Source organism: Asticcacaulis tiandongensis (assembly GCF_006475605.1).
GTDB lineage: Bacteria > Pseudomonadota > Alphaproteobacteria > Caulobacterales > Caulobacteraceae > Asticcacaulis > Asticcacaulis tiandongensis.
Genome location: NZ_SSBC01000010.1, coordinates 24,867 through 40,857, shown reverse-complemented (window position 1 = coordinate 40,857; position 15,991 = coordinate 24,867). Strand labels below are relative to the sequence as shown.

The 15,991-nt window shown below is 56.5% G+C and carries 13 protein-coding genes; 8 read left to right on the top strand and 5 right to left on the bottom strand.

The window, feature by feature from the left end:
• Positions 1 to 24: 24 nt before the first annotated feature.
• Both E5201_RS04185 and E5201_RS04180 read right to left on the bottom strand, forming a co-directional pair.
• Positions 25 to 1,377: a sugar MFS transporter gene (locus E5201_RS04185; protein WP_140984756.1), complete on the bottom strand. Its 1,353-nt coding sequence runs from the start codon at positions 1,375 to 1,377 to the stop codon at positions 25 to 27.
• A 279-nt stretch (positions 1,378 to 1,656) separates the two neighbouring features.
• On the bottom strand, positions 1,657 to 2,391 hold the full coding sequence (locus E5201_RS04180) for a TVP38/TMEM64 family protein (protein WP_140984755.1): 735 nt from the start codon (positions 2,389 to 2,391) through the stop codon (positions 1,657 to 1,659).
• Between the two features lie 197 nt (positions 2,392 to 2,588).
• Between E5201_RS04180 and E5201_RS04175 the strand changes: the two genes are divergently transcribed.
• On the top strand, positions 2,589 to 3,794 hold the full coding sequence (locus E5201_RS04175; RefSeq protein ID WP_140984754.1) for a pyridoxal phosphate-dependent aminotransferase: 1,206 nt from the start codon (positions 2,589 to 2,591) through the stop codon (positions 3,792 to 3,794).
• A 35-nt stretch (positions 3,795 to 3,829) separates the two neighbouring features.
• Positions 3,830 to 4,924 carry a glycosyltransferase family 4 protein gene (locus tag E5201_RS04170; RefSeq protein ID WP_140984753.1) on the top strand — a complete coding sequence of 365 codons (1,095 nt, stop codon included), beginning with the start codon at positions 3,830 to 3,832 and terminating at the stop codon, positions 4,922 to 4,924.
• Here the strand turns inward: E5201_RS04170 and arfB are convergent.
• Both arfB and E5201_RS04160 read right to left on the bottom strand, forming a co-directional pair.
• Entirely contained in the window at positions 4,902 to 5,333 is a 432-nt protein-coding gene (gene arfB, locus E5201_RS04165) for an alternative ribosome rescue aminoacyl-tRNA hydrolase ArfB (RefSeq protein WP_140984752.1), read from the bottom strand. The two genes, E5201_RS04170 and arfB, sit on opposite strands and share 23 nt — an antisense overlap.
• Before the next feature lie 73 nt (positions 5,334 to 5,406).
• Positions 5,407 to 5,877 carry a Dps family protein gene (locus tag E5201_RS04160; protein WP_140984751.1) on the bottom strand — a complete coding sequence of 157 codons (471 nt, stop codon included), beginning with the start codon at positions 5,875 to 5,877 and terminating at the stop codon, positions 5,407 to 5,409.
• Positions 5,878 to 6,155: 278 nt separating this feature from the next.
• Here E5201_RS04160 and nadA point away from each other — a divergent pair, with 278 nt between their 5' ends.
• The 3 genes from nadA to nadC all read left to right on the top strand — a co-directional run bounded on the left by nadA (position 6,156) and on the right by nadC (position 9,772).
• On the top strand, positions 6,156 to 7,280 hold the full coding sequence (nadA, locus tag E5201_RS04155) for a quinolinate synthase NadA (RefSeq protein WP_140984750.1): 1,125 nt from the start codon (positions 6,156 to 6,158) through the stop codon (positions 7,278 to 7,280).
• A 114-nt stretch (positions 7,281 to 7,394) separates the two neighbouring features.
• A complete protein-coding gene (locus E5201_RS04150; RefSeq protein ID WP_140984749.1) occupies positions 7,395 to 8,924 on the top strand; it encodes an L-aspartate oxidase in 1,530 nt (509 codons plus the stop codon).
• Positions 8,924 to 9,772 carry a carboxylating nicotinate-nucleotide diphosphorylase gene (nadC, locus tag E5201_RS04145; RefSeq protein ID WP_140984748.1) on the top strand — a complete coding sequence of 283 codons (849 nt, stop codon included), beginning with the start codon at positions 8,924 to 8,926 and terminating at the stop codon, positions 9,770 to 9,772. The genes E5201_RS04150 and nadC overlap by 1 nt, the downstream gene beginning before the upstream one ends.
• 5 nt (positions 9,773 to 9,777) lie before the next feature.
• On the opposite strand, the gene E5201_RS04140 is transcribed toward nadC, so the two are convergent.
• Positions 9,778 to 10,854 (bottom strand): acyltransferase family protein, encoded by a 1,077-nt coding sequence (locus tag E5201_RS04140; protein ID WP_140984747.1) that lies wholly within the window; start codon positions 10,852 to 10,854, stop codon positions 9,778 to 9,780.
• A gap of 348 nt (positions 10,855 to 11,202) precedes the next feature.
• Here E5201_RS04140 and E5201_RS04135 point away from each other — a divergent pair, with 348 nt between their 5' ends.
• The 3 genes from E5201_RS04135 to E5201_RS04125 all read left to right on the top strand — a co-directional run bounded on the left by E5201_RS04135 (position 11,203) and on the right by E5201_RS04125 (position 15,983).
• Complete coding sequence (locus E5201_RS04135; protein WP_246050390.1) at positions 11,203 to 13,530, top strand: glycosyltransferase family 4 protein; 2,328 nt, start codon at positions 11,203 to 11,205, stop codon at positions 13,528 to 13,530.
• A 73-nt stretch (positions 13,531 to 13,603) separates the two neighbouring features.
• The gene (locus tag E5201_RS04130; RefSeq protein ID WP_140984745.1) at positions 13,604 to 14,896 is read left to right on the top strand and encodes a glycoside hydrolase family 130 protein; all 1,293 of its coding nucleotides are present in this window, start codon (positions 13,604 to 13,606) and stop codon (positions 14,894 to 14,896) included.
• Between the two features lie 85 nt (positions 14,897 to 14,981).
• Positions 14,982 to 15,983, top strand: coding sequence for an SDR family oxidoreductase (locus tag E5201_RS04125; protein WP_140984744.1), 1,002 nt, complete (start codon positions 14,982 to 14,984; stop codon positions 15,981 to 15,983).
• The last annotated feature ends 8 nt before the right edge of the window (positions 15,984 to 15,991 follow it).

The following is a 15,991-nucleotide window of genomic DNA, read 5'->3' as shown; positions in this document are numbered from 1 at the left end:
CAGAGGTTGCCGGCCCTTAGTCTTTTAGTGTCCTGACGACACGCCCTCTTCGATGGCATGGGTCGGGGCCTTAGGTGCCGCAAACGCAAACCACAGAACATAGACGTAGCACAGCAGAGGCGCGATGAAACCGAACGAACGGCTGCCGGTCAGGTCGGTAATGAAACCGAAGATCAACGGCAGAACGGCCCCACCAACGATGGCGCAGACCAGAAGACCGGACGTTGCCGAAGTCGGCGCCGTCGAGCGTTCCAGAGTCAGGGTGAAGATGGTCGGGAACATGATCGAGTTGAAGAAACCGATCAGAACCGCCGCAGCCCCCGGAATAATACCAGTGGTCAGAGGCAGGTTAACCCCAAGCAGGTTGACCGTCGAATTCAGGTCTTCGGGTACAAGCGCATTGGTGCCGATAACCACAGCCGACAGTGCAATGGCACCGACCGCGAAGATACCGAGCAGGACATAGCCCTTGACGAATTTCAGCAAGGCCGAACCGAAGAAACGACCGATCATAGCGAACAGCATATAGAAGGTGATCAGCTTACCGGCGTCCTGAGCGCCAACAGCCAGAACGTTCTTTTGCTCAAGGAACAACAGAAGGTTAAGCGAGATAGCCACTTCGGCACCAACATAAAGGAAGATACCAATAGCGCCGAGATTGGCCCATTTCGAAGTCAGAGCCGAGAACGGTGATACCAGTGTGCCCATTTTCGGGGCCGCGTCGGTAATACGCTGACGGATAAGCCAGATGGCACCGATAAAAACAGTCAGGGCTACCGCAATCAGCAGGTACACATTGTTCACGAAGCTGAAGGTTTCCTGACGCAGGGCTTCGGTGACAACGACGCCTTCCTGATAGATATCGCCTTTCAGGAGGAATACAGCCCCGAAATACATACCGCAGGCGGCACCTAGTGAGTTAAAGGCCTGGGACAGGTTAAGACGGAAGTGCGAATCCTTTACATTGCCCAGAGAGGCAATGAGCGGGTTGGCCGCAACCTGCAAAAGCGTAACACCGGACGCCATGGTGAACAGGGCGACAAGGAAGACAGGATAATACTGCACCTTGGTGGCGACGATCGCCAGCAAACAGCCTGCAACAATCCCGCCAAGCCCCAGAATGATAGACTTGGCGTAGCCGAATTTCGACAGGAAAGCGGCTGACGGGAAAGACGCGATCCCGTAGGCAATAAAGAAAGCGAAACCGGTCAGATTGGCTTCGACATTGTTAAGCGTGAATACGGTCTTCATCGCCTTCAGCAGCGGATCGAGAAGATTCGTTACGAAAGCCCAGATGAAAAATAGCGCGGTGACGTATATTACAGCGAGCACCAGGCCGCTGCCGCCACTCTTTGCGGTGCTTGAAGGTTCAGACATGTACCCTACCTGTAGGTTATGGTGACTAAGAGGTTATCTTTAGGCCCGCACCGATTAAATAAATCAAATTTCAAAAAACGCGTTTTGCCGCATTTTTGCAATCGAAAAATGAACCGGGCGATCTTTTTTTGCATTTGCGAGTCAAATTTAGCATAAAGCTTTTGATTTGTCTGACAAAATTACAGCCTCAATAATCACAGAAATGACAGCGATGTCATCAAGTTTCTGCAAAGAGGTGTAATCTCAGATAAAAATTTTCTCCGGCCAGAGGTCGGCGAATCAGGCGCGATTACGACGCCAGCGCTCCACCAGATGACGTGCCCCGATCACAATCCCCAGCCATATTACCGCAATCAGCAGGATCAGAAGCCCCACCTTCCAGTCACCACCGGCTGAGATATGCGCCAGCGAAGACCCAAACAACGCCACCAGCACATTTTTCGGTATAACCCCCAGGGCACAGCCACTGAGAAACGCCCAGAACGATGCGTGGGACACGCCAAAGGCCATATTAACGACAATAAACGGCCCGGACGGCACATTGCGGATAATAAAAGACGCCATAAACGCGTTCTTGCCGATATAGGCCGACAGGCGATTTAGGCTGCTGCCGCCAATCTTTTGCAGGGTTTCCGCCCCGATAATCCGGCCCATATAAAAGGTCACGGCGGCAGAAACTATGGTTGCAACCCAGCTATAGACAAAGCCCCACCACGGCCCGAAGGCTACGACACAGGCAGCAATCAGAACGAACTGCGGCACACCGATAAAGGCCGAGAGGGTAAAAACCAGAATGACAATAAATACGGCCAGAGGCGACTGGCGGTATTCGGCCATCCAGTGTTCAAGGGCGTGCGTCGCCTCAACGCCCCACTCTGTGCGCCCGATCAGGAAAACCAGTCCCACAAGGGCAAAGAGCGCCAGAGTCACCCATACGGCACGCACGGCCTTGGCATCCAAAGTCGTGACAAAGGTGCTGATGCGCCTCCACAAAGGTTCAGAAGGTTGCGTCATAGGGGCCTTGTGCGGCACCCTTGGCAAGAAATCAAGACGACATCTGCAACAGCAACGCCAGAAAGCGTCTCAATCATCACGTCCTGAGAAAATGTCGCAAATCCGACAAGAAATCCATCAGACAAGACTCGACAAACCGGCATGTGCGCGTAAAGAGAGTGCCAGTTTCCTCAATCGCTATTCAAAAAGTCCTGACCATGACCTTTTCAGAATCCGCCACGCTTAAGCGCGTAAAGCCCTCCCCCACGCTTGCCGTGACCGCCAAGGCCCGCGAACTGGCCCGCGAAGGTAAGAAAGTTATTTCGCTTGGGGCCGGTGAGCCTGATTTCGACACACCGGAAAACATCTGTGAAGCCGCCATCAAGGCCATCAAGCGCGGCGAGACCCGCTACACGGACGTCGACGGCATTCCTGAACTGAAGGCGGCGATTGTAGAAAAGTTCAAACGCGAAAACGGCCTGACCTACAAGACGTCGCAGGTATCGGTATCACCCGGCGGCAAGCCGGTGATCTATAATGCCATGATGTCCTCGCTCAACGCAGGCGACGAAGTCATCATTCCAGCGCCTTACTGGGTCTCCTACCCTGATATGGTGCTGCTGGCCGGTGGTACGCCGGTTATCGCCGTCGGTGAACTTGAGACCGGTTTCAAGCTAAAGCCGGAAACCCTTGAAGCCGCCATTACGCCGAAAACCAAGTGGCTGATCCTCAATTCACCGTCGAACCCGACCGGTGCCGTCTATACGGCTGACGAACTGAAGGCGCTCGGTGAAGTGCTTAAGCGTCACCCGCAGGTCTGGATCCTGACTGACGACATGTATGAGCACCTGCTCTATGACGGTTTTGAATATGCCACCATCGCTCAGGTCGTGCCGGAGCTTTATGACCGCACCCTGACCATGAACGGTGTTTCAAAGGCCTATTCGATGACCGGGTGGCGTATCGGTTATGCCGCGGGTCCTGAGCCTCTGATCAAGGCCATGTCCAAGATCATCTCGCAATCAACCTCTAACCCCTGTTCTATCGCCCAGTGGGCTGCCGTCGAAGCCCTGAACGGGCCGCAGGATTTCATCCCTGAGCGCGCCGCCGTATTCCAGAAGCGCCGTGATCTGGTGGTTGCCGGCCTGAATGCCGCCGAAGGTATTTTCTGCCCCAAGCCGGAAGGCGCCTTCTATGTCTATCCGTCCATTCAGGGCCTTCTGGGCAAGACAGCACCTTCGGGCAAGGTCATTGAAACCGACGAAGACTTTGCCGCTGAACTGCTGCAAACCGAAACCGTCGCTGTGGTGCATGGCGCGGCTTTTGGTCTGTCGCCCTTCTTCCGCATATCCTATGCGACGTCCGAAGCAGTACTGTCCGAGGCCATCGAGCGCATTCAGCGCTTTGCCGCCAGCCTGAAATAGTCTGTTTTCGCGCTACATAAAACAAGGCCGCCCGAATGGTTGAGATCTGGCTATTACCGCCCTCACTCCTTCTGGCGGCTTTTTTTATATCGGCCATTGTGGCTGCCTGCCTGACGCCCCTGATCATCAAGGGCGGGCCAATTGATGTGCCCCGTGAACGCGGCGCGCACCATAACCCTACGCCCACCAGCGCGGGATTGGCGGTTATGGCCGCGACGGGCCTGACACTGGCAGGCCTGCTTCTGGTTTTTCGGCTCCACCCCGTGAGCGATCCGGTTTATTCCGGCCTGTTCCTTCTGGGGTTTGCGGCCCTGATGGGCATGTCCGGCGCGGTAGATGATGTGCTGGACCTGCCTGCAAAAGGGCGCCTTCTGTTTCAGGTCATGGTCTGTATTGGTTTTGCCTGTCTGTTTCCGGTAAGAGATCTGACGTTCGGCGGCGGCGTAATACTTCATCTGCCGCCTCTGATTGGCATCATGGGAACGGCGGCCTGGCTGATACTGGGCATCAATGCCATTAATTTTATGGATGGCTCCAATGGCCTGGCTATCGGCACACAGATCATAGCCATTCTGGCGTTTGCCTTCCTGATCATATTGCTTGCACCGAGTTCCGTATCCGGTCTGATGCTTGGCGGTGTTTTGCTCGTCTTAGTGGCGTCTGCCGGTGGTTATGTCGGCCTGCTGCCTTTTAATCTGCCGCTGGGCCGGGTGTTTCAGGGGGATGCCGGTTCATTATTTGGCGGTGCCCTTATTACCGGCACCACCGTCATTCTTAAAAATCATGATATCGGCTCTGTCTGGCTCGGCGGGTTCATTCTGGCACCGCTTCTGGTCGATGTTGTCCTGACCCTGATCCTGCGCCTGAGGCAGAAGAAAGACCTTTTCAAACCGCATAAGGATCATCTCTATCAGCAATGGCTGATAAAAAAGGATCCCAGCCACCTGCGCCTGTCGCTGATTGTCTGGGGCCTGTGCGGTGTCTCAAGTCTGGTGGGCGTCTCGGCGCGCCTGATCGATCATTACAACGGCAGCGACATCCGTTTTGCCCTGCTGGTGTGTGTTCTGATTCTATACAGTGCAGGCTGGCTCCTTATCCGCCGACACCTCAGTCGTCTTCCGGATCGTTGACCTTCTGGCGGTTTGATTTGACGGTCGCACGAATAGACTTGGCCACCAGTCGCCGCTTTACCGCACCGTAAGTCGGCTTGGTTTTGATGCGTGGCGGCGGCGGCGGGGCGGCGGCCTTCTGCACAAGCGTCACAAACCGTTCGCGCGCTTCCTTGCGGTTCATATCCTGCGTGCGATGGGTTTGCACAAACAAAACCAGCACACCTTCCTGTGTGACGCGCCGCCCACCGAGCGCAATCAGGCGGGTCTTAACCTCATAGGGGATGGTCTGGTTTTCCCAGATAGAAAACCGCAGTTCAACCGCCGTAGATACCTTATTGACGTTCTGCCCACCGGCACCAGAGGCACGGACAAAGCTTTCGCTGAGTTCGGCTTCGTCGATGGAAATTCTGGGGGTAATGAAAATCATGCCGGTGCCATAACAGAAAAGCGCCCGATCTGCAGGGCAAATCGAGCGCTTTGTTCTATTCTGGCCATCACGATCAGGCGTCGAGTGTCGCCTTGATCATCCACAAATGCTTTTCGTGGGCGGTCAGGCGCTGCGTGGCCAGATCAGCCGTCGATACATCTCCGGCCTCTTCGGCGACCTCAACGAGATTTTTCAGTGTGGCAATAACGGTTTCATGACCGCTCTTGAGGTCTTTAAGGAAATCATCCGCCGTGCCGGTCGGATCGCCGTCCTTAATGGAAGTCAGATTACCCAAAGCGCCTGTACCTTGCGGGGCAATCGCACCCAGCGCGCGGATGCGTTCGGCAATATCATCCACCGAGGTCCAGATTTCGTTATACTGCTCTTCGAACAGGAGGTGCAGGCTGCGGAAACTGGGGCCGCGCACATTCCAGTGATAACCATGGGTCTTCTGATAAAGCGTAAAGGTATCAGCCAGAACCTTGGACAGTTCGTGGGCGACTTTTTTGTCGTTATCAACGGCAGAGGCAGCGGACTTGGACATAGGCTTAATCTCCTGAAAAGCTTGATGTCCTGTATATGAGCACCCCTCTATAAAGATGCAATATCATAATCGGCAGTTCATTGATCCTGAAAGCACCCACGCCGTTACACCCAATGGCGGCACACATATGTGAAGGTTTTTTTAGCGATAACTATTGCAATCAGCGTCGCAGGGTATATTTTAACACCACCTTATGCTCAATTTTAGCATAAGTCAGCGGCAAGGCTTAGGCTCAACCGCTCATGAGTATCTTTGGCGGCCAAAAGGGAGACGCCGACATGTTGCAAACGCTTAATCCGGAACGCGACGTAGTAAAGCAAAAGATCCGCTCACTGGCTTTTACGCCAGAGGTGGAACGCGCGACCGAAACTATCTATCAGCGTCTCAAAGGCAAGATATCGCCGATTGAGTGGCAACTTCAGGCCCCCCTTATTGCTGAGATCAACCGCCTCAAGCGCGAAATGAACGCGGTCATTCTGGCGCACAACTATATGACACCGGACATTTTTCATGGCGTCGGTGACTATGTCGGCGACAGTCTGGGGCTGGCGCGCGAAGCGGCCAAGTCAAAGGCGTCGATCATCATTCAGGGCGGCGTGCACTTCATGGCCGAGACCTCGAAGATTCTGGCACCGGAAAAAAAGGTTCTGATCCCCGATCTGCGGGCAGGCTGTTCGCTGGCCTCAAGCATCACCGGTGAGCAGTTACGTCAGATTAAGGCCCGTTACCCCGGTCTGCCGGTGGTCACCTATGTCAATACTACCGCCGATGTGAAGGCGGAAACCGACATCTGCTGCACCTCGGCCAATGCCGTGCAGGTGGTTGAACATATTGCCCGTGAATGGGGCGTGGATCGCGTCATCATGTGTCCCGATGAGTTTCTGGCCCGCAATGTCGCCCGTCAGACCCATATCGGCATCATCGCCTACAAAGGCGCCTGCGAAGTGCATGAACGTTTCACCGCCGACGATATTGCTGACGTCCGCAAGGCGCATCCCGGTGCGGTGGTTCTCGGCCACCCTGAATGTCCACCCGATGTGATTGCCGCCTGTGACTTCACCGGATCGACCACGGCCATGGCCGATTACGTGACCGACAACAAGCCGAAGCAGGTGGTGCTGATCACCGAATGCTCGATGGCCGATAATGTGACCGCTGATGCGGGACCTGATGTGGAATTCCTGCGTCCTTGCAATCTGTGTCCGCACATGAAGCGCATCACCCTTGAGGGTATCTACCACTCTCTGGTGACCGGCACGCATGAGGTGGAGGTTGATCCGGCCATTATCGATAAGGCCCGTGAATCGGTGCAACGCATGATCGATATGCCGCCGCTTAAGGTGCCCGCCCGCTATGACATGATCAAGGCGCGTCACCATGTCGATGTGGAACTGATTTCTTAAGCAGTGGCACAGCCCCTGCACCCGTTAGCCCCGAGGTGTAACGACCTGTCTCGGTGCCTGTTCATTGTGGGGCCGGTTCGGCAGGCCCCAGCCCATATACTAAAAGGCGCTTAAATGCCTGAAACCTATATTCATAATGGCCCGCTGGTAATCGGTGCAGGGCTTGCCGGTTTGTCCGTAGCCCTCAATACAGCGCCGCATAAGACACTGGTGCTGGCGCCTGTGGCACTGGGCGTTGCCTGTTCCTCGGCCTGGGCGCAAGGCGGCATTGCCGCCGCCCTGTCGCCTGAGGACAGCCCCGAAGCCCATGCCACCGACACCATCAATGCCGGTGCCGGTCTGGTGGATGAAGAGGCCGCGCGGCTTTTGACGCAACTGGGGCCGGATACCGTGCGCCGTCTGAATGAACTCGGGGCACCGTTTGATCACAATCCCGACGGTAGCTACGTCCTGAACCGCGAGGCCGCACATGGTCTGGCGCGGGTGGCGCGTGTCGGCGGGGATCTGGCGGGCAAGGCCATTCTTGAGGCCGTGACGACCAAGGTTCTGGCAGCGGATCATATCACGGTCTGGGAGGGCGCAATCGCCTACGGCCTGATCCGTTCGGATCCCGAAACGGTCATTGGGGCCATTGTCGAATATGAGGGCCGCCTCATCCACGTCTTTGCCCCAGTGGTCATATTGGCAACCGGTGGCGCGGGCGGGCTTTATGCCGTCACCACCACCCCCGCCAAGCTTCTCGGTGAAGGCATGGCCATGGCGGCTCTGGCGGGGGCTGAGATTGCTGATCCTGAATTTGTCCAGTTCCATCCGACGGCACTGAAATATGGCGATCCCTCGCCACTGGCCACCGAAGCCCTGCGTGGCGAAGGGGCGGTGCTGGTGAGCAAGGATGGCTATCGCTTTGCCTTTGATGACCATGCGGATGGTGAGTTGGCGCCACGTGATATTGTGGCGCGGGCCGTATTTCGCGCCGATGCCGAACTTGGGGGCGCGTTCCTTGATGCCACCAAAGCTATTGGCGAACACTTCCCGCACGAATTCCCGACCGTTTTTGCTGCCTGCATGAAGGCCGGTATTGACCCGCGTGTTGAACCCATTCCGGTCGTGCCGGCCACCCATTACCATATGGGCGGCATAGCCACTGACCTTGAGGGGCATACGTCGCTTAAGAACCTGTTTGCCGTTGGTGAATGCGCCTCAACCGGTGTGCACGGGGCCAACCGACTGGCGTCCAACTCATTGCTTGAGGCCGCTGTTTTTGGTGAACGTGTCGGTCACATAGTTAGCGAAACCCTGATCGGCTTTACACCTGATCCGGCTTCGGCTCTGGTGCCTGGTTTGCCGCCGCAACTGCCGCCTGAGGCACTTCTGGCCTTGCGTCAGGCCATGAGTCAGCACGCCGGTGTGATCCGCGACGAAGCCGGTCTGACCGCGCTTCTGCAATTCATAGACAGCCTGAAAACCACGCATGGCCCTGCCCTGCCTTTGATTGCTGCACGGTTGATTGCCGAATGCGCCTTGCAAAGACGTGAGAGTCGGGGTTCTCATTACCGCAGGGACTACCCCCAAACGGCAGACAGGGCTGAGCGCAGCTTCGTCCGCCTGAAAGAGGGACGCATCGAGGAAAGGGAGCCTGCCTGATGTATATTACCGGTTTGCCTGACATTCTGCTTGAGCCGATCATCCGCGACGCCTTGCGCGAAGACCTTGGACGCGCCGGTGACGTTACCGCAGCGGCCGTTATTGCGCCCAAGGCCCGGTTTCAGGCCGAGTTCCGTTCGCGCGCGGCAGGGGTCAGCGCCGGTATCGATTGCGCGCGTCTGGCCCTGAGTCTGATGGATCCGCAGATACGTTTCGAGATCGTCAAACCCGATGCCAGTCCGGTCGTAGCCGGTGATGTCATTGCCCGTGTTGAGGGCAATGCGCGGGCCATTCTGGCGGCGGAACGTGTGGCGCTGAATCTGTTGTCACATCTGTCGGGTGTGGCGACGCTCACCAAGACCTATGTGGATGCGATTGACGGGCTTCCGGCGAAAATAGCCTGTACACGCAAGACCTTACCGCTTTTGCGGGCCTTGCAGAAACATGCCGTGCGCTGCGGTGGCGGGTTTAACCATCGCTACGGTCTGGATGATGCTATCCTGATCAAGGACAACCATATCGCCATTTGCGGTGGCGTCACCAAGGCGCTGGAAAAGGCCAAGGCGGCGGCGTCCCATACCATGAAAATCGAGCTTGAGGTCGATAGCCTTGATCAGTTGCGCGCCGCCCTGCCCTATGGGCCGGACGTGCTGCTGCTTGATAATTTCAGCCTTAAGGAGCTGGAAGAAGCGGTGAAGCTGGCCAAGGGAAAAGCGGTGCTTGAGGCGTCTGGCGGCGTCAATCTTGAGACGGTGCGGGCCATTGCTGAGACAGGGGTTGACGTGATTTCGGTCGGCGCTTTGACCCATTCGGCCACCGTGTTTGACATCGGTCTGGATGCGGCCTGATAAGGCTATAACAGACGGTTGATGCGGTCGCTCAAAGGCTTGTCGATCAAGGCATCGAACAGGAAAGCGAAGACAACCGCTCCGGTAAATACGCACCACCACAGCCCCCATTGGGCCGCTTCGGTCAGGCTGAAACGGTTAATGATGATCTGTGCGATTCCGAAACCTAAGGCTCCGGCAAAGGAATGGGTGATAAACAGCGACAGGGACATGCGGCCCATGCGTCGCGTCAGGCTGTTTTCGCGAAACGTCACGGCGGCGGACAGGACGATCCCCAGACCGAGCAGGCCGAGGATAAAATTATCCAGCCATATCTGACGCGGATAGCCCGCCAGGATGACAATAAGTGCGAGGGTCACCATGATCAGGGCCGCATAGCTTCGGCGATTGAGGGTGAAACCGGCACTCAGGCGTTCAAGCAGGCTGCCGATAATAAATATCGGAATGCCGCGTAGCAGGCCCCAGCGAAAAGACAGATCAACCAGACTGCCGCTCGCCCACAAATGTGCCAGAGCCACTCCGCAGCCCCAGACGGTCGCCAGAAGTAAAATCCATTGCCAGCGCTTAAGGGCATAGGCCTTTGCGGCATAGAGGCTGAACAGGACATAGCAGACCACGAGCACAGACAGCGTCCACGTCGGCACGTTCCAGGCTTCGATGTCGGTCACGCCCCACGCATAAACAAAAAAGAGCTGATAGAGGAAAAGGTCGGCTTCGCGGTGATCCGGCGGCATACCGGCAGCCGTGGCCATAAACACCAGAGCCAGCAGGGCAAACAGCATGATCGCATGCACCGGCCAGAAACGCGCCACCCGTTTGATAACGAACTTTACCCGACTGATGCGCCCGTCATGGAGGCGTTTGCCATAGGCGCGACTGAGGATAAAGCCTGACAGAAGCAGGAAAAAATCCGTCGCCAGCCAGCCCTGTTTAAATACCGGCAATATGTCGCCCAAAGGCGTCGGAGCGCGGACACCGAAGTGAAACAGAAGGATAAATCCCGCCGCCAGAAAGCGCAGAACGTCAAGACTGGCGCCCCCCGGACGCGGTGTCAGGGGCGGATTTGGCGGGTTCACGATCATATGATTGAGCCTAAGTTATGCCGGTTAAGATTCCCTGTTTTGCCCCATATTTTCGCCGGACAAGGGCCTATCGGGGCTGGGGGTGGCTGAAAAATCAGGGAAAAACAGGGAAAATGTGCGAAATAATGCAAAAAACAATGCCCGAAAACACCCCCCAAAAACCGGTTTCCCCCCCGCTGTTCGGCACGGCATTTATGTAAGGAATCCATCTTCCGAACTGTAATTTTATACATGATCAGACAGGGTCGCCGCAACCTCTCCCAAATCAGGTTCGCCAAAGGTGCTTACATGTATGAAATCCGTGACTCCCTGATTTTGTCCCCGTCAGACTCTCACAGGTTAGACCGTGTGGACACACATCTGTCCCCGCCCCCCGTGTCGGATAATCGTGACGTCCAGCTTAAACATATTGCCATCATGGGCAATTTCCCGCCCCGCCAATGCGGGCTGGCGACCTTTACCCGTGACATCCATGCCTGCCTGCATGAGGCCCTGCCGGAAGCGCAGATCGATGTCATTGCGATGAACGACAAGGGCCTTGAATATGACTATCCCGAAGTCGTCACCCATCAGATAGCGCAGGAGGATGGCGACGCCTATCATCGGCTGGCCGAAGACCTTAACCGGCGCGGCGTACAGGCGGTCTTTGTTCAGCATGAATTCGGTATTTACGGCGGTGACGCCGGTGCGCATCTGATCAAAACACTGGAGCGTCTGGATGCACCGGTCATAACCACCCTGCATACGATCCTTGAGACGCCGAATGACACGCAAAACCGTGTCATGCGTGACCTTATCCGGTTGTCGTCGCGGCTGATTGTCATGTCGCGCAAGGGCGCAGACATTTTACAGCATGTCTATCAGGTGCCTGCGACCCAGATTCATATCATTCCGCATGGCGCGCCGTCGCGCCCCCTGTCCAATACGGCACCGTTCAAGGCCGCTCTCGGCTTTGGTGAGCGGATGATTCTGACGACCTTTGGCCTTTTGTCGCCGAACAAGGGCATCGAGACCATAATCGAGGCCCTGCCCGAAATCGTTAAAACCACACCCGAAGCGTTGTATCTGGTGGTCGGTGCCACCCATCCGCATCTGGTAGCCCATGAGGGCGAAGTCTATCGTGAGGGGCTTCTCAGTCGCGCGCGGGAACTGGGGGTTGAAAACAATATCCGTTTCATCAATCGTTTCGTCGATGACGCCTATCTGATTGATATTCTTCAGGCGACCGATGTCTATGTCACACCCTACCTGACCGAAACCCAGATCACCTCAGGTACACTCAGCTATGCGCTGGCATTGGGATGTCCGGTAGTTTCCACGCCCTACTGGCATGCCGCTGAAGCCTTAAGCGGTGGCGTCGGGGTCCTGTGTGGCTTTGGCGATAGCCGCGCCTTTGCCACGGCGATTTCCGACCTGTTGCAGCATCCCGAAGACCGTCAGGCCCTGTCGCAAAAGGCCTATGATAACGCCCTTCCGTCACGCTGGCCGTCAGTGGCTCAGGCACTGGCGGATACGGCCATCAAGGATATTCGCGACAAAAAAGCCCTGCCACCCCGTTCACAGACACCCCTTTCAACTTCCTCCCATTCCCCCATGCCCCCCTCCATGCCCCGTTCGTCTGCGCCGAAAAACCGCCTCTATCTCACCCGTGCGCCGTCATGGGGGGCTATTGAGCGGATGAGTGATGATTGCGGCATATTCCAGCATGGCAAATATCGCCTGCCTGACCGGTCGCACGGCTATTGTACCGATGATAATGTGCGTGCGCTTTCACTTGTGGCGCGGCAGTCGCTGTGGGTCAGTGAGAACCGTAACCGCGATGCGCTGGCCTACAGATATGCGGCCTTTGTCAATCACGCCTGGTGCCCGGAAACCGGACGGTTCCGTAATTTCATGTCCTATAGTCGTGCCTGGCTTGACGAAGGTGGATCGGATGATTGCTGTGCACGTGCGCTTGAGGCCTTGTGTGATGTCATCCGCTCTGACCTGCCTGAAGACCTGAGGCTGTGGGCCAGAGAACTGGCACAGCGGGTCGCTACCCATGCCGGAGACTGGGCGTCACATCGCGCACGGGCCATTGTCATTCGCGTCCTGTCTGACCTCAATGCCGATCTGGGTGACCGTAAGGCCACCGAAGCCCTGATTGGTACGTGCGCACAGTCTCTGTATGCCGGTTTCCAGCACCATGCCCGTGACGGACACACATGGATGGAGCCACAGCTGTCCTATGACAATGCGCGCCTGTCGGCCGGTCTGCTGATTGCCGGCAACCGCTATCAGAACAGCGGCATGTGGCAGGCGGGCATGGACAGCCTGCGCTGGCTTATGGATATCCAGAAAGGACAGCCCGGTGGCCATTTCCGTCCGGTTCCTACCACCCATTTTGACAAGGATACGGGGACAAACCCGATCTATGACCAGCAGCCGCTTGAGGTTCAGGCAAGCATCGAGGCCTGTCTGATTGCTTTCAGGCTAAGCCACGACCGCTTCTGGAAGCACGAAGCCCATCGGGCCTTTGGCTGGTTTTTCGGAGATAATGATCAGGGACTGCCTCTGGTTACGGCAGATGGCGGCTGCTTTGATGGCTTAACGCCTGAGGGCTGCAATCACAATCAGGGGGCGGAATCACTTCTGGCCTATCATTTGAGCTGGACCGCGCTGATGGATGAGGCCTGATTGACGGCGCCTTATGTTTATTGCCCCCTGATCTTTGTTACCTCATGACTATCCTGATCATCAAGGAATGCTGATGCCGACACTTAATCATTCACCCATCATATTGCGGGCCGACCCTGAGCGCGTTGTCCTTCGGCCTTTCAGCATATCGCTTGAGGCGCAAAGCACCGCGCAGGGCAGCATGTCACGGGCGGCAAGGGTATGCCGGTCGTTGATGACCCTGACGCGTGAGCAGTGTCTGACGGAACTGGAGAGCGTTAATCGTGATTTTCAGGGCCGTCATTTGCAGACGCGCCAGATATTTCTCGACCGGTTTAAGCAGATACAGGAGATGATCGGTGATCTGGAGGGTCTGGACGAGGATCATCAGGCGCTGATCGGGGCCTATTTTTCCCATGAATACAGTTTTGAAGCCGCCGCGGTCATGAACCCGTCGGTCGTCGCCCATCCGGATCAGAGCGGCCTTAAGGACGGCGAGGTGCGGTTCATCCTGTCGATCCGTACCGTCGGGGAAGGTCATATTTCGACCATCTCGTTCCGTAAGGGCGTTTTTCATGGCGACGGCAGTCTGAGCCTGTTGCCGGAAAGTGATTTCTTTGTTGCCGCCAGTCCAAGCCATAGTCCGGCGGTTGGCGGGCCGATCGAAGTGCGTCGCCACGAAAGCTGCAATATCAGTTCGACCGTTATTTTTCCGGTTACGCGTGCTCAGTCCAACGGGCTTGAGGATCTGCGGATGGTGCGCTTTACCGATGAGGACGGCGAGGTGCATTATATGGGCACCTATACGGCCTATTCCGGTCGGGAGATCGGGTGCGAACTGTTTGAAACCGATGACTTTACCCGTTTCCGCCTGACGCCGTTTCGTGGCGCGGCTTCGCAGCACAAGGGGCTGGCGCTGTTTCCGCGCAAGATAAATGGCCGTTATGCGGCTATCGGACGGCTTGATCACGAAAGTCTCTATTACATGGAGACGGACGACAAGACGGTGTGGAACTATGGTGACCCCATCATGAAACCGGAAGCCCCCTGGGAACTGATCCAGATGGGGAATTGCGGTTCGCCCATTGAGCTTGAGGAAGGCTGGCTGGTGCTGACGCACGGTGTCGGAGCCATGCGGCGCTATTCGCTGGCGGCGGCCCTGCTGGATAAGGAAAATCCGCGCAAGGTGCTGGCTCGTTCCAAAGTGCCGCTTTTGTCGCCTTCGGAAGAAACGCGTGAAGGATATGTGCCGAATGTTGTCTATACCTGCGGCGGCATGCGCTGCGGTCAGTGGATTTTCATCCCGTATGGCGTCGCCGATTCCTCGATCCGTTTCATCTCGCTGACTGTCGCGGATATGATGAAGCATCTGAACTATACGGGGTAATGTTTATATCGCTTCGAACCTGACCAACGGCAATTTTACATCGGCACGCCTATGATGGTGACATTCGCTCTCAGGAGGTAATGTTATGTCTGAACCCAATACCGTAGGTTACAGCCTGAAAACCAAGGCCGAAATCGGCGCGGCAAAGGATCGTGACCTTCAAAGCGAAGTCGATGCGCTGGATGCCGCTTTGGACAACGAGCCTCAGTCAGAGGCCCCTGTGGCCCAGACAGGGGCGCGGCCCTATCCGGTACCGCCCCTGCCCGCACAGCATTTGCCGAAGCCGGGGATTGAGGCCGATTTGGAACTTCAGCCCATGTATGATGCGCCCTATTATAAGGGTTCGGAGAAGCTGAAAGATCAGGTAGCGCTGATTACCGGCGGCGATTCCGGCATTGGACGGTCAGTGGCTATTCTCTATGCCCGCGAAGGCTGCGACGTGGCGATTGTCTATCTGGATGAGCATGAAGATGCTGAAAAGACGCGTCAGTTGGTTGAGGCCGAAGGGCGGCGCTGTCTGCTGATTTCGGGCGATGTGGCTAAACGCGACAATTGTTTCGCCGCCGTCAGCCAGACGGTCAGCCACTTCGGTAAGCTGGATATTCTGGTCAATAATGCCGCCTTTCAACTGCATACCGAACGCTTTGAAGACCTTAGCCCCGAACAGTTCGATCGCACGCTCAAGGTCAATCTCTATGGCTATTTCCATATGGCGCAGGCGGCGACGCCGCATCTGCCGGAAGGCGGGGCGATTATCAATACAGGCTCGGTCGTCGGCCTTAAGGGCAGTGGCGAGCTTCTGGATTACGGCATGACCAAGGGCGGCATCCATGCCTTTACGCGATCTTTAGCGGCGCATCTGGTTGAGCGCGGCATTCGCGTCAATGCGGTGTCGCCCGGGCCGGTCTGGACGCCGCTCAACCCCGCTGATCGTCCGGCAGAAGAGGTGGCACAATTTGGCTCACAGGTGCCGATGAAGCGTCCGGCTCAGCCTGAAGAAATTGCGCCAGCCTATGTGTTTCTGGCGTCGAAGCAGTGCTCAAGCTATATTACCGGCGAAATCCTGCCGATTATTGGCGGATACTGAGGGGATGT